Genomic DNA, 19,051 nt, shown 5'->3' with positions numbered 1-19,051 from the left:
GTCCGGTGTCCGTCGGGGCGCGGGCCGGGCCGGTGCGCACCGGCCCGGTCGCGGTGTGCCGGTCCGATCGCGCCGGAGGGCTGCACCGGCCGGACGGGCCGTGCCATCCTTTCGGCCCACCGGCTCCACAAGCGGCTACGGGGACGGCCATGACGGACGCACAGCGGGAGCCTCGTGACGACCCATGAGCTTCCCCCATGAGCCGCAACGGCTCATGGGGGAAGCCGGGTGGACGGGGCGACCGGCCGGGCGGACCGGCCGGCCCGGTCAGCCGGTGCGGTCAGCCGGTGCGACGGATCAGCGCCAGGTACATCGCGTCCGTGCCGTGCAGGTGCGGCCACAGCTGGACGTCCGGGCCGTCGCCCAGCGCCGGGACGCCCGGGAGGAGCGGCCGGGCGTCGACGAGTTCGGCGTCCTGCTGCTTGAGCACGTCGTCGACCACGACCCGGGTCTCGGCGAGGTGCGGCGAGCAGGTGGCGTACCCGACGACACCGCCGACCCGCACGGAGTCGAGCGCGGTGCGCAGCAGCCCGCGCTGCAGCGGCGCGAACCCGTCCAGGTCGGACGGCCGCCGCCGCCAGCGGGCCTCGGGGCGCCGCCGCAGGGCACCGAGCCCGGTGCAGGGCACGTCCACGAGGACGCGGTCGAAGGTGCCCGGACGCCACGGCGGCCGTGTCCCGTCGGCGGCGACGACCTGGTACGGCCCGGGATTGCCGGCGAGTGCCTTCGCGACCAGTCCGGCCCGGTGCGGCTGCTTCTCGGAGGCGAGCAGCACGGCTCCGCGCGCGGCGGCGAGCCCGGCGAGCATCGCCGCCTTGCCGCCCGGCCCCGCGCACCCGTCGAGCCAGGCCCTGTCCGGCCCGTCCAGGGGCGCGTTGGCGAGGGCGAGGGCCACCAGCTGGCTGCCCTCGTCCTGCACACCGGCCCGCCCTTCCCGTACGGCGTCGACGGCACCCGGTTCGCCGCCCTCGGACAACCGCACGGCGTACGGCGACCAGCGCCCCGGCAGCGCGGTCCCCTCGCCGAGCGCGCCGAGGATCTCGTCCGCGGTGGCGCGCCCGGGCCGGGCGACCAGGGTCACCTCGGGCCGCTCGTTGTCGGCCTCCAGCAGGTCCTCGATCCCGGCACGGCCGCCGCCGAGCGAGTCCCACAGCGCGGAGACGATCCACCGCGGATGCGAGTGCACGACGGCGAGGTGGTCCTCGGCGTCCTCGTCGTAGGGCGGCGCGACCTGCTCGATCCAGGTGTCCAGATCGTGCCGGGAGATCTTCCGCAGCACGGCGTTGACGAACTTCGCGCGCCCGTCCCCGAGCACGATCCGCGCGAGGTCGACGGTCGCGGACACGGCGGCGTGCGTCGGGATCCGCGTCCCGAGCAGCTGGTGCGCGCCCAGGTTCAGTACGTCCAGCACGGGCGGGTCGACCTCGCGCAGCGGCCGGTCCACGCAGGCGGCGACGATCGCGTCGTACGTCCCCTGCCGGCGCAGTGTCCCGTACACCAGTTCCGTCGCCAGGGCGGCGTCCCGACCGTCGAAGTCGCCCTTCTCGCGCGCCTTCCGCAGCAGGGGCGGCAGCACGAGATTGGCGTACGCGTCCCTCTCGTCCACCGCCCGCAGCGCGTCGAAGGCGAGCATCCGCACGGGATCCTTCTTCGGACGACGGTACGGCTTGCCCTGCTGACGACCCCGACGAGGCTGCTCACTCACGAAAAAGGTGCTCCGGCTCAGTGGAAGGGATACCTCCCCAGATTACGTCGCCCCGCCGGGACGGCCCCGCGGGGGCGCCCCGGCGGGAGCACGGGGTCGTTCACCCGGGGTGGTCATCCCCCCACCACCTCGCCGGAGGCGATCCGCACCCCCCGGGCCCAGTCGGCGGCCCGCATCGGCTTCTTCCCCTGCGCCTGCACCCACACCAGCTCGACCGCGTGCGACCCGGTCCCGGCGTACACGTTGTTCTTCCCGACCGCCAGCGCCCCCGGCGCCAGATCCGTCCGCCCGGGCACCGGCACCACCTGGACCAGCTTCAGCCGCTCCCCCCGGAACACGGTCCACGCCCCGGGCGACGGCGTGCACCCCCGTACGACCCGGTCGACCCGGAGCGCGGGCGCGGTCCAGTCCACGCGGGCGTCCTCGACGGTGATCTTCGGGGCCAGGGTGACCCCGTCCGCGGGCTGCGGCACGGCCTTCAGCGTGCCGTCCTCGATCCCGTCCACGGTCGCCGCGAGCAGCCCGGACCCGGCGAGGGCGAGCCGCGTCAGCAGGTCCCCGCTGGTGTCGGCGGGCCGCACCTCCTCGGTGACGGTCCCGTAGACCGGTCCGGAGTCGAGCCCCTCCTCGATGAGGAACGTGGACGCGCCGGTGATCTCGTCGCCGGCCATGACCGCGTGCTGGACAGGCGCGGCCCCCCGCCAGGCGGGCAGCAGCGAGAAGTGCAGGTTGACCCAGCCGTGCGCGGGGATGTCGAGCGCGACGCGGGGCAGCAGCGCGCCGTAGGCGACGACGGGGCAGCAGTCCGGGGCGATCTCCCGCAGTCGCGCGAGGAACTCCTCGTCCCGGGGCCGACCCGGCTTGAGCACCTCGATCCCGGCCTCCTCGGCGCGCTGCGCGACGGGGCTCGCGACGAGCCTGCGCCCCCGTCCGGCCGGCGCGTCGGGCCGCGTGACGACGGCGGCCACCTCGTGCCGCCCGGAGGCGATCAGGGCGTCCAGGGCGGGAACGGCGACCTCGGGGGTACCGGCGAAGACGAGCTTCATGGGTGGCAGTCGGCCTCTCGGGCGGATTCACAGCGGGCAGCGCACCAGTCTATGGGCCGCACCGCCGGCGGACCCTTCGTCCACCGCCCGGATCGAACCGGCCGGGGCGGACCGGACCGGTCGAGGCGGACCTGACCGGACCGGTTCCCGGCGGGACCGGGCGTACGGACCGGGCGTACGGGCCGGGCCCGTCCGCCCCGCGCGCCCGCGCATCCGCCCCCTCCTCCGCCCATCCCTCCGCCCATCCCTCCGGCAAGACCGCCGCACGGCTGACCCGGGCGGCGAACGTCCTCGTCAGGACGGTGCCGCCGCGAGCGCCCGGCCGAACGCCGGGGGCGTACGAACACGCCTCCGCGCCCCTGATGCGTGACCACTCACCGTGATACGCGTTGGTCAAGAAAGAGTTGACCAAAACGGGCCGTAATCGCGGCCCGGACCTTTTCAACGCCGGTTCGAGAGGCTTGTTCATGGCCGACCACGCAACCCACGACGCCCAGGCTCGGGCCAGCCTGCACTTGCTGGTGCGGGACATCGAGCGGGTCCGCCGGCAGGTGGACGCACTGCGCACACTGACAGCCCAGTTGGGCAACGTCTACCGCCCGCGCCGCTCCGGCCCCTCCACGGGCTTCGTCGTCTACGGACGCGCCCCCGCCCCGACCGTCCGCCTCGCCCAGGAGCTGCGGGACAGCGTCGAGACCCTGGTCACGGCCGCCGTGGACTTCGACCGCTCACTGGGCTTCTCGTGGGACGCGGTGGGCTCGGCCCTCGGAGTCACCAAGCAGGCCGTGCACCGCCGTTACGGCGCCCGCCGGGCGACCACCCAGGCCGCCGCCGAGGCCGAGCGCGCGACCGAGCCGTCGGGAGCCCGCACGGTCTCCGTCAACACCGGTATGCCCACGATCCCGGCCGCCCGCTCCATGTCGATGCCCATGCCCCTGCCGACCCAGCCGACGGCGGGCAGCCCCACCCTCCGCGAGGAGGTCAGGCCGAACGCTTTCCCGGGCCTGCGCAACGGCTGACGTACGGCGGTCGCCGTACACCACCGTCGTGTGCCGCCGCCGTCGGCCCGGCGCACCCCTCGTCCGCCCCCGGGACTCCCGGGGGCGGACGCGTGTCCCGGCCGGTCGGTCGATGCCAGGCGGTGCCGGACGATGTCAACCGATGTCCGACGGATCGATCCGGATCCGGACCATCCCGTTCTCCCCACCGCCTCCGCTTCCCCCGTTCGCCCCGCCCCCGCTCCCTCTGCCGCCCCCGCTCCCCCTGCCGCCGCCGCGAGCCGTCCGGGCCGCCTGCGCGCTCTTCAGCGCGGCGGCCAGCGCGGCGCCCTTCCCCGGCGGCACCCGGATCAGCGCGCGCTCCCACGACTCGCCCGCGGGCGGCGCCCCCGCCCGTCCCGGCCGCCCCGGGTCCGCCGCGGGCACCGGCACCGGTCCCAGCAGCTCGGCCTCACGCGGCAGTTCGACCGCGGCGAGGAACCCGGCGAGCGCCTCCGGGGGCCCGGACACGGAGGCCATCCGCGACACCGGCGGGAACCCCAGCTCGGCCCGCTCGGCCAGTTCGCGGACGGCGTGCCCGACCGGGTCCCACCGCACCAGCGCCTGCACGGGCCGCAGGGTCGGCTCGGCGACGACCACCACGGTCCCGCCGTCCCGCTGCCCCCGCACCAGCGCCGCCGCCTCGATCCAGCGCCGCAGGGCCTCCTCGCCGGCCCGCAGGTCCGGCCGCCCGAGCATCGCCCAGCCGTCGAGCAGCAGCGCCGCCGCGTAGCCGCCCTCGGCCACGGGCTCCGCGCCGGGCGTGCTCACGACGAGCGCGGGCGACCCCGGCACCGTGTCCAGCACCTGCTCGCGTCCCGAGGTCCGCACCGGTACGGCGGGGAAAGCACGTCCCAGCTCCTCGGCGGTCCGCCGCGCCCCCACGACCTGCGCCCGCAGCCGGGACCCGCCGCACTCGGGACAGCGCCAGCCGCTCTCCTCCCGCCCGCACCACCCGCACCGCAGGCTCCCGGTGTCCTGCCCCTCCAGCGGCCCCGCGCAGTGCCGGCACCGCGCGGGTGCCCGGCACCGCGCACAGGCCATCCGCGGTACGTAACCCCGCCGGGGGACCTGCACCAGGACGGGCCCCTGCTTCAGCCCTTCCCGCACGGCCTGCCAGGCGAGGGTCGGCAGCCGCGCCGCACGGGCCGCCTCGTCCCGCGCGAGGTCCCCGTCCCCGACGGTCCGTACCAGCGGGGCCGCCGCCCGCACCCGGTCCCGCTCGGCGACGACCGGAGCCGCCCAGCCGCTCTCGACGAGCTGCGCGGCCTCGACGGTGCAGCTGCGGCTCCCCAGCAGGAAGGCGCACCTGTCGTGGGCGGCCCGCAGCAGCAGCACCTCGCGGGCGTGCGGCTGCGGGGCGTGCGGCTCGCTGTGGCTGCCGTCCCCGTCCTCCCAGACGGCCACCAGGCCCAGGTCCCGGACCGGTGCGAACATGGCGGCCCTGGTCCCCACCACGGCCCGTACGGACCCGCGCCGCACCGCCAGCCACTGCCGGTAGCGCTTCTCGGGCCCGGCCTCGGCGGTGAGCACGGCATGGCGGCCCTCCCCCAGCACCGCGGTGAGCGCCGCGTCGACCCGGCTGACGGCCCGCCCGTCCGGCACGACGACGAGCGCGCCGCGCCCCGAGGCGAGCGTCGCCGCCGCGGCCCGCGCCAGTTCCTCGGCCCAGCCGGGCCCCGGCAGCGCGTTCCACACCGCTCTGGGCGATCCGCCGGCCGCGAGCGACTCGATGAGGGCGGGCCCGCGCGCGTACCTGGTCCAGGGCCCCGGGGCGGGCGCCCCGGGGGCGGGCAGCGGCTCGGGCGACGGCTGCGCCTCGGCCTTGGCGCTGCGCGGCGGGACGGCCAGCTGGAGCACGTCGGCGAGGCTTCCGGCGTACCGGTCGGCGACGGCCCGCGCGAGGCCGAGCAGTTCCCCGCTCAGCACCGGCTCGGGCGACACGACGTGGGCCAGGGCCGCGAGGGGGCCCGCGTAGTCGGACTCGGCCAGCCGCTCGACGAGGTATCCGTCGATCAGCCCGCCGCCCTCGCGCCGCCCCTCCCGCACCCGGTGGCGCCCGGCCCCGAACCGCACCCGCACCCGCACCCCCGGCTGCGCGGCGGCGTCGAGCTCCTCGGGCACGGCGTAGTCGAAGTAGCGGTCGAGGTGCAGCACGCCCTTGTCGACGAGGACCCGGGCGACGGGCAGGTTCTTGGCGACGGCGGCTCCGCGCCAGGTCCGCGGCTTGGCCCGCGGTGCCTTGCGCACGGCGTCCCGGATCAGCGCGAGCTGCTCGGGCGGCGCCCCGTCGCCCCCGCCGTCCGTCCGCCCGTCCTCGCTGCTCACACCGGCATTCCTACCAGACCGCACCGACAGCGCCGCGTGCCCGGATACGCCGGGGCCCGGCACCCCTCCGGGATGCCGGGCCCACAGGCAGGGAGAACCGCCGGGGACGGAAGGGCTACAGCCCCGCCGCCCTCCGCAGGGCGTCCACCCGGTCCGTCCGCTCCCAGGTGAAGTCGGGGAGCGCGCGCCCGAAGTGACCGTACGCGGCGGTCTGCGAGTAGATCGGCCGCAGCAGGTCGAGGTCGCGGATGATCGCGGCCGGCCGGAGGTCGAAGACCTCGGAGATGGCCGTCTCGATCTTCTCCGCGTCGACCTTCGCGGTGCCGAAGGTCTCGATGAAGAGACCGACGGGCTCGGCCTTGCCGATCGCGTAGGCGACCTGGACCTCGCAGCGGGAGGCGAGGCCCGCGGCGACGACGTTCTTGGCGACCCAGCGCATGGCGTAGGCGGCGGAGCGGTCGACCTTGGACGGGTCCTTGCCGGAGAACGCGCCGCCGCCGTGGCGGGCCATGCCGCCGTACGTGTCGATGATGATCTTGCGGCCGGTCAGGCCGGCGTCGCCCATCGGGCCGCCGATCTCGAAGCGGCCGGTGGGGTTGACCAGGAGCCGGTAGCCCTCGGTCTCCAGCTTGATGCCGTCGTCCAGGAGCGCCTTCAGCTCGGGCTCCACCACGAACTCGCGGATGTCGGGCGCGAGCAGCGAGTCCAGGTCGATGTCCGAGGCGTGCTGCGAGGAGACGACGACCGTGTCCAGGCGGACCGCCTTGTCACCGTCGTACTCGATGGTGACCTGGGTCTTCCCGTCGGGACGCAGGTAGGGGATCGTGCCGTTCTTGCGGACCTCGGACAGCCGCCGCGAGAGCCGGTGCGCGAGGTGGATCGGGAGCGGCATGAGCTCCGGGGTCTCGTCCGTCGCGTAGCCGAACATCAGGCCCTGGTCGCCGGCGCCCTGCTTGTCGAGCTCGTCCTCCTCGCCCGCGGCGCCCTCGACCCGCGCCTCGTACGCGGTGTCGACGCCCTGCGCGATGTCGGGCGACTGGGAGCCGATGGACACGGACACACCACAGGAGGCGCCGTCGAAGCCCTTCTTCGACGAGTCGTAGCCGATCTCCAGGATCTTGTCGCGCACGAGCTGGGCGATCGGCGCGTACGCCTTGGTCGTGACCTCGCCGGCCACGTGCACGAGGCCGGTCGTGATCAGGGTCTCGACGGCGACCCGGGACGTCGGGTCCTCACGCAGGAGCGCGTCGAGGATGGTGTCGCTGATCTGGTCAGCGATCTTGTCGGGGTGACCCTCGGTCACGGATTCCGAGGTGAACAGGCGACGGGACACAACGCTCCCTGTGGTTGCAGCGGCTGCTGGCTGATCATTGGCGGACGGCCGGGAGCTGCGCCCGGCGTCGTCCGGTAACAGCTTATCGGTCGCGCCCCGCCACAGGGTCACTGTCTCGCCTCTCGGAAGCGCTGTGACCTGCGGCACGGGCATTCTGCGACACGGACAACCGTCTCCGCCAGGCTCCTGCACCGTTGTGCGCCGGAATTCGGGTGGCGCCGCAGACGGCGGTGCCCCTTGGGCCGAGCGGCTAGGCCAGGCGGCTTGCCACGAGGTCCCACACCGTTTCGGCCAGTGCTTCCTTCGGTCCGTGCGGCACCGGGGTCTCGCTGCCGTCGGCGCCCAGCACGACCGCCTCGTTCTCCTCGGAGCCGAAGGTCCTGCGCTCCCCGACCTCGTTGACGACCAGGAGGTCACAGCCCTTGCGCTGGAGTTTCGCGCGGCCGTTGGCCAGGACGTCGTCCGTCTCGGCGGCGAAACCGACGACCACCTGTCCCTCACGGGCGCGGTCCGCCGAGATCTCCGCGAGGATGTCCGGATTACGTACAAGAACAATCGGCTCCGGTTCCTGTCCGTCCTTCTTCTTGATTTTTCCCGCCGCGTAGGCGGCGGGTCGGAAGTCCGCCACCGCCGCCGCCATCACCACGGCGTCGGCCTCCGGGACCGCCTTCAGCACGGCCTCGCGCAGCTGCACGGCGGTGCCGACCCGGACGACGTCGACGCCCGCCGGGTCCGGCAGCCCGGTGTTCGCGGCGATCAGCGTGACGCGGGCGCCCCGGGCGGCGGCGGTGCGCGCGAGGGCGTACCCCTGCTTGCCGGAGGAGCGGTTGCCGAGGAAGCGGACCGGGTCGAGCGGCTCGCGCGTGCCGCCCGCGCTGACGACGACGTGCCGGCCGGCGAGGTCCGGTGCGGCCACGCCCCGCGCGAGCACGCGGCGGCAGGTCTCGAAGATCTCGGCGGGGTCGGGCAGCCGCCCCTTGCCCGTGTCCACACCGGTCAGCCGGCCCACGGCGGGCTCGATGACGACGGCGCCCCGGCGGCGCAGCGTCGCCACGTTCTCCCGGGTGGCCGGGTGCTCCCACATCTCGGTGTGCATGGCGGGCGCGAAGACGACCGGGCAGCGTGCGGTGAGCAGGGTGTTCGTGAGGAGGTCGTCGGCGAGGCCGTGGGCCGCCCTCGCCAGCAGGTCCGCGGTGGCGGGCGCGACGACGACCAGGTCGGCCTCCTGGCCGATCCGCACGTGCGGCACCTCGTGCACGTCCGACCAGACCTCGGTCCGGACGGGATGCCCGGAGAGGGCGGACCAGGTGGCGGCACCGACGAAGTGCAGCGCGGACCCGGTGGGCACGACGCGCACGTCGTGCCCCGACTCGGTCAGTCGGCGCAGCAGCTCGCACGCCTTGTAGGCGGCGATACCACCGCTGACCCCCAGCACGACCTTCGGCTTGTCCACGTCTGTCCGTCTCTCCTCGGGTGTCGGAACGTCATGTGCCCCCATCACACACCACAGGCCCGGCAGTGGTGCTGCCGGGCCTGGGACGAGTGGGCCGAAAGACGAGGATGCTACTGGGCCGGGCCCTCGATGGCCTCCGAGGTCAGCAGGCCCGCGTTGATCTCCCGGAGGGCGATCGACAGCGGCTTCTCGTGGACGTGGGTGTCGACGAGGGGACCGACGTACTCCAGAAGGCCCTCACCGAGCTGCGAGTAGTACGCGTTGATCTGGCGGGCACGCTTGGCCGCGTAGATCACCAGGCTGTACTTCGAGTCGGTTGCCTCGAGGAGCTCGTCGATCGGAGGGTTGATGATGCCCTCGGGCGCGGTGATGGAAGAGGACACGCTCTGCCTTCCGAAAGGTGGAAATTGACCTTGGATTTGACCTTGAAGTTGACTTGGAAGGTGACCTGGGAGGTGACCTGGAAGATCAGACAACTTCCATCAAGGCTAGCAGCTCGCGCGCCACGTCCTCGACGGAGGTGTTGACCAGGGTGGTGTCGAACTCCGGCTCGGCCGCCAGTTCGATCCTGGCGGCCTCCAGCCGGCGTTCGATGACCTCGGGCGGCTCGGTGCCCCGCCCGGTGAGCCTGCGCACGAGCTCCTCCCAGGAGGGAGGGGCCAGGAACACCAGCAGCGCCTCGGGCATCGACCCGCGGACCTGCCGGGCTCCCTGGAGGTCGATCTCCAGGAGGACCGGCTCGCCCGAATCCAGCCGCTGCAGCACGGCGTCGCGGGGCGTCCCGTAGCGATTGCCCGCGAACTCCGCCCATTCGAGGAGCTCGCCGTTGGCGATCAGCTTGTCCATCTCCTCGTCGCTGACGAAGAAGTAGTGGACACCGTGCTTCTCCCCGGGGCGCGGCCTGCGGGTCGTCGCCGACACCGAGAGCCAGACCTCGGGGTGTTCCTTGCGCATATGAGCGACGACCGTGCTCTTGCCGACCCCGGAGGGGCCGGAGAGCACGGTCAGCCGCGGACGTGCGTCCGGGGGTACGGGGGACGTCCCCCGGGGTGTTGCAGCCATGCGGCGATTATCCAGGTTCTCAGGGGTGCCTGAGAACGTCAGGCGGCACCGCCGCCGAACTCGCGCTCCAAGGAGGCGATCTGGTTGGAGCCGAGACCCCGCACACGCCGGCTCTCGGAGATCCCGAGACGCTCCATGATCTGCTTGGCGCGGACCTTGCCCACGCCCGGCAGGGACTCGAGAAGAGCGGAGACCTTCATCTTGCCGATGACGTCGTTCTCCTGACCCTGCTTGATGACCTCGTGGAGGGAGGCGCCGGAGTGCTTGAGTCGATTTTTGACCTCGGCCCGCTCCCGGCGAGCCGCGGCGGCCTTTTCGAGCGCGGCTGCGCGCTGTTCAGGGGTAAGGGGCGGAAGAGCCACGCCTACGTCACCTCGGATGTCGAACTGTCGGATACGGACCGGTGAGGAACCTGATCGCCCCACACCTGGTGAGCGACGAGCAACAGTCTTGCCCGTCGGCTCTCGTCGGAGACTAGCGGGCAAGTCCGCCCGAGTCAGCGAGAACAGCGGAAAAGTCCTGGTCAGCCTCCGTCGAGTCCGACATTCCCGGCAAAACTCCCCGGATTTGAGCATGTATTCAGACGCGGGACGCCGGGAAGACGTACGCCGAGGGCGTCACGCGGCGTCCACCGCTGCCCTGATCTCCTCCGCGAAGCGGTCCGATGACGCGCGTAGCGCGCCGGTGTCGGGCCCGTGCCGCAGGATCCCCCGGCTGACGTTCGGCACCACGTGGCGGACCGCCGCCCCGAAGACCCGGGGAAGGTCCGCCGGGGTGGCGCCCTGGGCGCCGATCCCGGGGGCGAGGAGGGGGCCGTTGATGCCGAGGTCGTACGAGGAGAGATCGCCGAGCGTGGCTCCGACGACGGCCCCGAAGGAGCCCATCGGGGTCTGCCCCGCGTTCTCCTCGGCGAGATGCTCCAGCATGACCGCGCCCACGTTCCGCGGGGCCGTGCCGGTGTCCCCGGGGCGCACCGCGTGCTGCACCTCGGCGCCCTCCGGGTTGGAGGTCAGCGCGAGCACGAACAGCCCCGAGCCGCTCTTCCGGGCGAGGTCGACCGCCGGCTCCAGCGCCCCGTAGCCGAGGTACGGCGAGACGGTCAGCGCGTCCGAGAACAGCGGTGCGCCCTCCTCCAGGAAGGCGGCGGCGTACGCGGCCATGGTCGAGCCGATGTCACCGCGCTTGGCGTCCATGACGACCAGCGCCCCGGCCGCCCGCGCCTCCTCGACCGACCTCTCCAGCACGGCGACGCCGCGCGACCCGAAGCGCTCGAAGAACGCGCTCTGCGGCTTCAGTACGGCGACCCGGTCGGCCAGCGCCTCCACGACGGTGCGGCTGAAGCGCTCCAGGCCCGCGATGTCGTCGTCCAGACCCCAGTCGGCGAGCAGGGAGGCGTGCGGGTCGATGCCGACGCACAGCGGGCCCCGTTCGTCCATGGCGCGGCGCAGGCGGGCACCGAAGGGTTCCGGGCCGATGCCGCCGTGGCTCGTACCGCTGTGACTCGTGCCGTCGTGACTCGTACCGCCGTGACTCGTGCCGTCGTGACTCATGCCGTCGTGACTCATGCCGCCGTGCTCCTCACGTCGGCGCCGACCGCGTCGGCGAGGGTGGCGTACGGGCTCGTGCGCAGGCGGGCGGCGAGGCCCTTGTGGATGCCACGCGCCCAGAAGGGACCTTCGTAGACGAAGGCGCTGTAGCCCTGGACCAGGGTGGCGCCGGCCAGGATGCGCTGCCAGGCGTCCTCGGCGTTCTCCACGCCGCCGACGCCCACCAGGGTGATCCGGTCCCCCACGCGCGCGTAGAGGCGACGCAGCACCTCCAGGGAGCGTGCCTTGAGGGGGGCGCCGGAGAGTCCGCCCGTCTCCGCGACGAGGGAGGCGCCGGACCGCAGGCCCAGCTCCTCGCGCGCGATCGTGGTGTTCGTGGCGATGATGCCGTCCAGGCCGAGTTCGACCGCGAGGTCGGCCACGGCGTCGACGTCCTCGTCGGCGAGATCCGGTGCGATCTTCACGAGGAGCGGCACACGGCGGGTGGTCACGGTCCGGTCGGCGGCCTCGCGGACGGCGGTCAGCAGGGGCCGCAGCGACCCGGTCGCCTGGAGGTCGCGCAGCCCCGGGGTGTTCGGGGAGCTGACGTTGACGACGAGGTAGTCGGCGTACGCGGCGAGCCGCTCGGTGGACTTCACGTAGTCGGCGGCGGCCTCGTCCTCCGGGACGGCCTTGGTCTTGCCGATGTTGACGCCCACGACGGTCCTGAGGACGGGCGTACGGGCCCTCAGGCGCTCGGCGACGGCCGCGGAGCCCTCGTTGTTGAACCCCATGCGGTTGATCAGCGCGCGGTCCGGCACGAGGCGGAAGAGCCGCTTGCGGGGGTTGCCCGGCTGCGCCTCCCCCGTGATCGTGCCGATCTCGACGTGGTCGAAGCCGAGCATCGACAGCCCGTCGACGGCGACCGCGTTCTTGTCGAAGCCGGCCGCGAGCCCGAACGGGCCGTGCATCCGCAGTCCGAACGCCTCGGTCCGCAGTTCCTCGTGGCGGGGCGCGAGCACGGCGGCGGCGAAGGTCCGCAGGACGGGCACGCGGACGGCGAGCCGGATCCAGCGGAAGGCGAGGTGGTGCGCCCGCTCGGGATCCATGCGCCGGAACACGAGCCGGAAGAACAGCTTGTACATGGTCGGTGTCCTCATCAGGAAACTCATGAAGAGGGGGACACCGTTTCCGGTGTCCCCCGGGGGACTGCTAGCCGCGGGACGCGGTCAGATGCTCCGCGTGTTCCTGGAGGGAGCGCACCCCCACGTCGCCGCCGTTGAGCGCGTCGATGCCCTGGACGGCCGCGGCGAGCGCCTGGACGGTCGTCAGGCAGGGTACGGAGCGGGCCACCGCCGCCGTACGGATGTCGTAGCCGTCGAGGCGGCCCCCCGTGCCGTACGGCGTGTTGACGATGAGGTCGACACCGCCCTCGTGGATGAGCTGGACGATCGTCTTCTCGCCGTTCGGGCCCTCGCCCTCGGACTGCTTGCGCACGACGGTGGCGTTGATGCCGTTGCGCCGGAGCACCTCGGCCGTGCCGGACGTGGCGAACAGCTCGAAGCCGTGGGCGACGAGCTCGCGCGCCGGGAAGATCATCGAGCGCTTGTCGCGGTTGGCGACGGAGATGAAGGCGCGGCCCTTGGTCGGCAGCGGCCCGTACGCGCCGGCCTGGGACTTGGCGTACGCCGTGCCGAACACCGAGTCGATGCCCATGACCTCGCCCGTGGAGCGCATCTCCGGGCCGAGGATGGTGTCGACGCCGCGGCCGTGGATGTCGCGGAAGCGCGACCACGGCATGACGGCCTCCTTGACGGAGATCGGCGCGTCCAGCGGCAGCTCCCCGCCGTCGCCGACGGCCGGCAGCAGCCCCTCGGCGCGCAGCTCGGCGACGGTCGCGCCCAGCGAGATCCGGGCGGCGGCCTTGGCGAGCGGCACCGCGGTCGCCTTGGAGGTGAAGGGGACCGTGCGCGAGGCGCGCGGGTTGGCCTCCAGGACGTAGAGGATGTCGCCGGCCAGCGCGAACTGGATGTTGATCAGTCCGCGTACGCCGACACCCTCGGCGATGGCCTCGGTGGAGGTCCGCAGGCGCTTGATGTCGAACCCGCCGAGCGTGATCGGCGGCAGCGCGCACGCCGAGTCGCCGGAGTGGATGCCCGCCTCCTCGATGTGCTCCATGACACCGCCGAGGTACAGCTCGTGGCCGTCGTACAGGGCGTCCACGTCGATCTCGATCGCGTCGTCCAGGAAGCGGTCCACCAGGACCGGCCGGGAGGGGCTGATCTCGGTCGACTCGGCGATGTAGGAGGCCAGCCGCGTCTCGTCGTACACGATCTCCATGCCGCGTCCGCCGAGGACGTACGACGGGCGTACGAGGACGGGGTAGCCGATCTCGTCCGCGATGGCCTTGGCCCCGGCGAAGGTGGTGGCGGTGCCGTGCTTGGGCGCGGGCAGTCCGGCCTCGGCCAGGACCCGGCCGAAGGCGCCGCGGTCCTCGGCGGCGTGGATGGCCTCGGGCGGGGTGCCCACGATCGGGACGCCGTTGTCCTTGAGCGCCTGCGACAGGCCGAGCGGGGTCTGTCCGCCGAGCTGGACGATGACGCCCGCGACCGGTCCGGCCAGGGTCTCGGCGTGCACGATCTCCAGCACGTCCTCCAGCGTGAGCGGCTCGAAGTACAGCCGGTCGGAGGTGTCGTAGTCCGTGGAGACGGTCTCGGGGTTGCAGTTGACCATCACGGTCTCGTAGCCGGCGTCGCTGAGCGCGAAGGAGGCGTGGACGCAGGAGTAGTCGAACTCGATGCCCTGGCCGATGCGGTTCGGGCCGGAGCCGAGGATGATCACCGCGGGCTTCTCGCGCGGGGCGACCTCGCTCTCCTCGTCGTACGAGGAGTAGAAGTACGGCGTCCTCGCGGCGAACTCGGCGGCGCAGGTGTCGACCGTCTTGTAGACCGGCCGCACGCCCAGCGCGTGCCGCACCTCGCGCACGACGTCCTCGCGCAGCCCGCGGATCTCGCCGATCTGGACGTCGGAGAAGCCGTGGCGCTTGGCCTCGGCGAGCAGCTCCGGCTCCAGCTTGTCCGCGGCGCCCAGCTCGTCCGCGATCTCCTTGAGCAGGAAGAGCTGGTCGACGAACCAGGGGTCGATCCTGGTCGCGTCGAAGACCTCCTCGGGCGTGGCGCCCGCGCGGATCGCCTGCATGACGGTGTTGATGCGTCCGTCGGTCGGCCGCACGGCCTGTGCCAGCAGCTCCGCCTTGTCGCCGGGCTCGCCGACGAAGGTGAACTGGCTGCCCTTCTTCTCCAGCGACCGCAGGGCCTTCTGGAGCGCCTCGGTGAAGTTGCGGCCGATCGCCATGGCCTCGCCGACGGACTTCATGGTCGTGGTCAGCGTGGAGTCGGCGGACGGGAACTTCTCGAAGGCGAACCGCGGCGCCTTGACGACCACGTAGTCGAGGGTCGGCTCGAAGGACGCCGGCGTCTTCTCGGTGATGTCGTTCGGGATCTCGTCGAGCGTGTAGCCGACGGCCAGCTTGGCGGCGATCTTGGCGATCGGGAAGCCGGTGGCCTTCGACGCGAGGGCCGAGGAGCGCGAGACGCGCGGGTTCATCTCGATGACGATGATGCGGCCGTCGGCCGGATCCACCGCGAACTGGATGTTGCAGCCGCCGGTGTCGACACCGACCTCGCGGATGATCGCGATGCCGATGTCGCGCAGCCGCTGGTACTCGCGGTCGGTCAGCGTCATCGCGGGCGCCACGGTGATCGAGTCGCCGGTGTGGACGCCCATCGGGTCGAAGTTCTCGATGGAGCAGACGACCACGACGTTGTCGTGCTTGTCGCGCATCAGCTCCAGCTCGTACTCCTTCCAGCCGAGGATGGACTCCTCCAGGAGCACCTCGGTGGTCGGGGAGAGCGTGAGTCCCTGGCCGGCGATGCGGCGCAGCTCCTCCTCGTCGTGGGCGAAGCCGGAGCCGGCGCCGCCCATGGTGAAGGAGGGGCGCACGACGACGGGGTAGCCGCCGAGCGTGTCGACACCCTTGAGCACGTCGTCCATGGAGTGGCAGATGACCGAGCGGGCGGACTCGCCGTGCCCGGTCCTCTCGCGGACGGCCTCGACGACCCCCTTGAAGAGGTCGCGGTCCTCGCCCTTGTTGATGGCCTCGACGTTGGCGCCGATCAGCTCGACGCCGTACTTCTCCAGCACCCCCTGCTCGTGCATGGAGATCGCGGTGTTGAGGGCGGTCTGGCCGCCGAGCGTGGGGAGCAGGGCGTCGGGCCGCTCCTTGGCGATGATCTTCTCGACGAACTCCGGGGTGATCGGCTCGACGTACGTGGCGTCGGCGATCTCCGGGTCGGTCATGATCGTCGCGGGGTTGGAGTTGACCAGGATCACCCGCAGGCCCTCGGCCTTGAGGACGCGGCACGCCTGGGTACCGGAGTAGTCGAACTCGGCGGCCTGGCCGATGACGATCGGGCCGGAGCCGATGACCAGGACGGACCGGATATCGGAGCGCTTAGGCACGCTGGCCCTCCATCAGGGATACGAAGCGGTCGAACAGGTAGGCGGCGTCGTGCGGGCCCGCCGCCGCTTCGGGGTGGTACTGGACGCTGAACGCGGGCTGGTCGAGCAGCTGGAGCCCCTCGACGACCTGGTCGTTCAGGCAGACGTGGCTGACCTCGGCGCGCCCGTAGGGGGTCTCGGAGACCCGGTCGAGCGGCGCGTCGACGGCGAAGCCGTGGTTGTGCGCCGTGACCTCGACCTTGCCGGTCGTACGGTCCTGCACGGGCTGGTTGATGCCCCGGTGCCCGTACTTGAGCTTGTAGGTGCCGAAGCCGAGGGCGCGGCCGAAGATCTGGTTCCCGAAGCAGATGCCGAAGACCGGCGTCCTGCGCTCCAGCACCGAACGCATCAGGGCGACCGGGTGCTCGGCCCGCTCCGGGTCGCCGGGGCCGTTGGAGAAGAACACGCCGTCGGGGGCGACCGCGTAGATCTCCTCGGCGGTCGCGGTGGCGGGCAGCACGTGCACCTCTATGCCGCGCTCGGCCATGCAGTGCGGGGTCATGCCCTTGATGCCGAGGTCCACGGCGGCGACGGTGAACCGCTTCTCGCCGACGGCCGGGACGACGTACGCCTCCTCGGTGGCGACCTCCTCGTAGAGGCTGGCGCCCTTCATCTCGGGGGCCTCGCGCACCTGGTCCAGCAGGGTGGCCTCGTCGGCCGGCACGTCGCCGGAGAAGATGCCGACGCGCATGGCGCCGCGCTCGCGCAGATGGCGGGTGAGCGCGCGCGTGTCGATGCCGCTGATGCCGACGACACCCTGGGCGGCGAGTTCGTCGTCCAGCGTGCGCCGGGAGCGCCAGCTGGAGGGCACGCGCGCGGGGTCGCGCACGACGTAGCCGGAGACCCAGATCCTCCTGGACTCCATGTCCTCGTCGTTGATGCCGGTGTTGCCGACGTGCGGGGAGGTCATGACGACGACCTGGCGGTGGTACGACGGGTCGGTGAGGGTCTCCTGGTAGCCGGTCATGCCGGTGGAGAACACCGCTTCGCCGAAGGTCACCCCCACGGCCCCGTAGGCGCGGCCGCGGAAGGTCCGGCCGTCCTCCAGGACGAGCACGGCGGGTGCCGCCTTCTGCCTCTGCGAGGCGGTCCCCTGGTCGGAGGTGGTCATCGTGCGCCTTCCGTGTCGTTGCTCTGGTCGGTCATGCGGTTCAGGGTGGCGACCCATTCGCGGTGCTCCGCCGCGCGGTCGGAGCGGAACCCGGAGTCGAGCAGCTTTCCGCCGTGCTCCCAGGTGACGACGAGCAGTCCGCCCTCGGTGAGGACCTTGCCCGCGATGCCCTTGTCGAGCCGGGCCTCGCGCAGCTGCGCGCGGGGGACGAAGAAGTCGGCCGCGCCGGGCCGTACGACGTCGAGGCCCGCGTCCGTCAGGGTGAGCTCCGCCCGGCTGCGGGTGCCCAGGCCGTGCGCCACGATGCGGTCGAGCCAGTGCCCGGCGGTGGTGGAGCCGTGGTAGCGCCCGGTCATGCTCAGTCTCGCCGCACCCGGTTCGGCGGGCGCGGTGGGCAGCCCGGGCAGGTCGCCCTGGAGGGTGCCGCGCCACTTCCAGCCCTCGCGCATCAGCCAGTAGACGAGCGCGACGAACAGGGTGAGGCCGACGAGCCAGCCGATGCGGGCGGCCCAGTCGGTCACCTCGGCGGACTCCTGTTCCGCCGCGAGGCGGGACACGAGGTCCGTTGCGGTCCGTGCTGCGGTGGGGGTGAGTGATGTCACGCGAGCTTCCCGTCGACGAGCGTGGCCCTGCCCCGCAGCCATGTGTGGGTGACACGGCCCGGCAGCTCACGACCCTCGTACGGAGTGTTGCGGCTGCGCGACGCGAAGCCGGCGGGGTCCACCTCACCACGGTAAGCCGTGTCGACCAGCGTGAGGTTGGCGGGCTCACCTGCCGAGACGGGGCGGCCGTGGCCGTGCGCGCGGCCGATCTCGGCGGGCTTGTGCGACATGCGGTCGGCGACGCCGGCCCAGTCGAGCAGCCCGGTCTCGACCATCGTCTGCTGGACCACCGACAGGGCGGTCTCCAGGCCCACCATGCCCATGGCGGCGGCGGCCCACTCGCAGTCCTTGTCCTCGTGCGGGTGCGGGGCGTGGTCGGTGGCGACGATGTCGATCGTGCCGTCGGCGAGCGCCTCGCGCAGGGCCAGCACGTCGCGCTCGGTGCGCAGCGGCGGGTTGACCTTGTAGACCGGGTCGTACGAGCGCACCAGCTCGTCGGTGAGGAGCAGGTGGTGGGGGGTGACCTCGGCTGTGACGTCGATGCCGCGGGACTTGGCCCAGCGGACGATCTCGACGGAGCCGGCGGTCGAGAGGTGGCAGATGTGGACGCGGGAGCCGACGTGCTCGGCGAGCAGGACGTCCCGGGCGATGATCGACTCCTCGGCGACCGCGGGCCAGCCGCCCAGTCCCAGCTCGGCGGAGACGACGCCCTCGTTCATCTGGGCCCCCTCGGTGAGGCGGGGCTCCTGGGCGTGCTGGGCGACGACGCCGCCGAACGCCTTCACGTACTCCAGGGCCCGCCGCATGATCACGGCGTCGTCGACGCACTTGCCGTCGTCCGAGAAGACGGTGACACCGGCGGCGGACTCGTGCATCGCGCCCAGCTCGGCGAGTTTCCTGCCCTCCAGGCCGACGGTGACGGCCCCGACGGGCTGCACGTCGCAGTAGCCGTGCTCCCGGCCCAGCCGGTAGACCTGCTCGACGACGCCGGCGGTGTCGGCGACCGGGAAGGTGTTGGCCATGGCGAACACGGCGGTGTAGCCGCCGCTCGCGGCGGCGCGCGTACCGGTCAGGACCGTCTCGGAGTCCTCCCGGCCGGGCTCGCGCAGATGGGTGTGCAGGTCGACGAGTCCCGGCAGGAGCACCCGGCCGGCCGCCTCGACGACCTCGGCGCCCTCGGCGGGGAGCCCGTCGCCGACCTCCTCGATCGTCCCGCCGTCGATCAGCACGTCCTGCCGCTCGCCGCCCAGCACCTTCGCACCACGGATAAGGATCTTGCCCATGTGAC

Annotated in this window: 15 protein-coding genes; 1 reads left to right on the top strand and 14 read right to left on the bottom strand. The window is 72.8% G+C overall.

What is annotated here, in order from left to right; genetic code table 11:
• Nucleotides 1-280: 280 nt before the first annotated feature.
• Complete coding sequence (locus tag KM933_RS24390; RefSeq protein WP_221355666.1) at nucleotides 281-1,705, bottom strand: RsmB/NOP family class I SAM-dependent RNA methyltransferase; 1,425 nt, start codon at nucleotides 1,703-1,705, stop codon at nucleotides 281-283.
• Between the two features lie 113 nt (nucleotides 1,706-1,818).
• The gene (fmt, locus tag KM933_RS24385) at nucleotides 1,819-2,751 is read right to left on the bottom strand and encodes a methionyl-tRNA formyltransferase (RefSeq protein WP_221355664.1); all 933 of its coding nucleotides are present in this window, start codon (nucleotides 2,749-2,751) and stop codon (nucleotides 1,819-1,821) included.
• Between the two features lie 467 nt (nucleotides 2,752-3,218).
• On the opposite strand from fmt, the gene KM933_RS24380 reads away from it, so the two are divergent.
• Complete coding sequence (locus KM933_RS24380) at nucleotides 3,219-3,770, top strand: hypothetical protein (protein ID WP_221355662.1); 552 nt, start codon at nucleotides 3,219-3,221, stop codon at nucleotides 3,768-3,770.
• Between the two features lie 135 nt (nucleotides 3,771-3,905).
• Here the strand turns inward: KM933_RS24380 and KM933_RS24375 are convergent, their stop codons facing one another.
• From KM933_RS24375 to KM933_RS24320, 12 genes are all read right to left on the bottom strand, one after another.
• On the bottom strand, nucleotides 3,906-6,116 hold the full coding sequence (locus tag KM933_RS24375; RefSeq protein WP_221355660.1) for a primosomal protein N': 2,211 nt from the start codon (nucleotides 6,114-6,116) through the stop codon (nucleotides 3,906-3,908).
• Nucleotides 6,117-6,231: 115 nt separating this feature from the next.
• Nucleotides 6,232-7,449, bottom strand: a complete 1,218-nt coding sequence (gene metK, locus KM933_RS24370; protein WP_221355658.1) for a methionine adenosyltransferase — start codon at nucleotides 7,447-7,449, stop codon at nucleotides 6,232-6,234.
• A gap of 250 nt (nucleotides 7,450-7,699) precedes the next feature.
• A complete protein-coding gene (gene coaBC, locus KM933_RS24365) occupies nucleotides 7,700-8,902 on the bottom strand; it encodes a bifunctional phosphopantothenoylcysteine decarboxylase/phosphopantothenate--cysteine ligase CoaBC (RefSeq protein WP_221355656.1) in 1,203 nt (400 codons plus the stop codon).
• A gap of 110 nt (nucleotides 8,903-9,012) precedes the next feature.
• Nucleotides 9,013-9,285: a DNA-directed RNA polymerase subunit omega gene (gene rpoZ, locus KM933_RS24360; RefSeq protein ID WP_005319902.1), complete on the bottom strand. Its 273-nt coding sequence runs from the start codon at nucleotides 9,283-9,285 to the stop codon at nucleotides 9,013-9,015.
• A gap of 85 nt (nucleotides 9,286-9,370) precedes the next feature.
• Nucleotides 9,371-9,964 carry a guanylate kinase gene (gene gmk, locus KM933_RS24355; protein WP_221355654.1) on the bottom strand — a complete coding sequence of 198 codons (594 nt, stop codon included), beginning with the start codon at nucleotides 9,962-9,964 and terminating at the stop codon, nucleotides 9,371-9,373.
• 38 nt (nucleotides 9,965-10,002) lie between these two features.
• Nucleotides 10,003-10,326 (bottom strand): integration host factor, encoded by a 324-nt coding sequence (locus KM933_RS24350; RefSeq protein ID WP_005319887.1) that lies wholly within the window; start codon nucleotides 10,324-10,326, stop codon nucleotides 10,003-10,005.
• Between the two features lie 255 nt (nucleotides 10,327-10,581).
• Entirely contained in the window at nucleotides 10,582-11,529 is a 948-nt protein-coding gene (gene pyrF, locus KM933_RS24345) for an orotidine-5'-phosphate decarboxylase (protein ID WP_430727360.1), read from the bottom strand.
• Nucleotides 11,526-12,635, bottom strand: a complete 1,110-nt coding sequence (locus tag KM933_RS24340; protein WP_221355756.1) for a quinone-dependent dihydroorotate dehydrogenase — start codon at nucleotides 12,633-12,635, stop codon at nucleotides 11,526-11,528. Before KM933_RS24340 ends, pyrF begins: the two co-directional genes overlap by 4 nt.
• A 67-nt stretch (nucleotides 12,636-12,702) precedes the next feature.
• Nucleotides 12,703-16,011, bottom strand: a complete 3,309-nt coding sequence (carB, locus tag KM933_RS24335) for a carbamoyl-phosphate synthase large subunit (protein WP_221355652.1) — start codon at nucleotides 16,009-16,011, stop codon at nucleotides 12,703-12,705.
• Complete coding sequence (gene carA / locus KM933_RS24330) at nucleotides 16,004-17,161, bottom strand: glutamine-hydrolyzing carbamoyl-phosphate synthase small subunit (protein WP_221355650.1); 1,158 nt, start codon at nucleotides 17,159-17,161, stop codon at nucleotides 16,004-16,006. Before carA ends, carB begins: the two co-directional genes overlap by 8 nt.
• Nucleotides 17,158-17,763, bottom strand: coding sequence for a PH-like domain-containing protein (locus KM933_RS24325; protein ID WP_308013529.1), 606 nt, complete (start codon nucleotides 17,761-17,763; stop codon nucleotides 17,158-17,160). Before KM933_RS24325 ends, carA begins: the two co-directional genes overlap by 4 nt.
• A complete protein-coding gene (locus KM933_RS24320) occupies nucleotides 17,760-19,046 on the bottom strand; it encodes a dihydroorotase (RefSeq protein ID WP_221355648.1) in 1,287 nt (428 codons plus the stop codon). The genes KM933_RS24325 and KM933_RS24320 overlap by 4 nt, the downstream gene beginning before the upstream one ends.
• Nucleotides 19,047-19,051 lie beyond the last annotated feature (5 nt).

Origin of the sequence: Streptomyces beigongshangae (assembly GCF_019710745.1) — a bacterium.
Taxonomy (GTDB): domain Bacteria; phylum Actinomycetota; class Actinomycetes; order Streptomycetales; family Streptomycetaceae; genus Streptomyces; species Streptomyces beigongshangae.
The sequence above is the reverse complement of the archived record's forward strand: the minus strand, read 5'-3'. Positions and strand labels throughout refer to the sequence as shown.

Coding starts and splice junctions, on each gene's coding strand:
- KM933_RS24320 (WP_221355648.1), bottom strand. CDS start 19,046: ATGGGCAAGATCCTTATCCGTGGTGCGAAGGTGCTGGGCGGCGAGCGG.
- fmt (WP_221355664.1), bottom strand. CDS start 2,751: ATGAAGCTCGTCTTCGCCGGTACCCCCGAGGTCGCCGTTCCCGCCCTG.
- KM933_RS24340 (WP_221355756.1), bottom strand. CDS start 12,635: ATGTACAAGCTGTTCTTCCGGCTCGTGTTCCGGCGCATGGATCCCGAG.
- KM933_RS24380 (WP_221355662.1), top strand. CDS start 3,219: ATGGCCGACCACGCAACCCACGACGCCCAGGCTCGGGCCAGCCTGCAC.
- pyrF (WP_430727360.1), bottom strand. CDS start 11,529: ATGAGTCACGACGGCATGAGTCACGACGGCACGAGTCACGGCGGTACG.
- carA (WP_221355650.1), bottom strand. CDS start 17,161: ATGACCACCTCCGACCAGGGGACCGCCTCGCAGAGGCAGAAGGCGGCA.
- gmk (WP_221355654.1), bottom strand. CDS start 9,964: ATGGCTGCAACACCCCGGGGGACGTCCCCCGTACCCCCGGACGCACGT.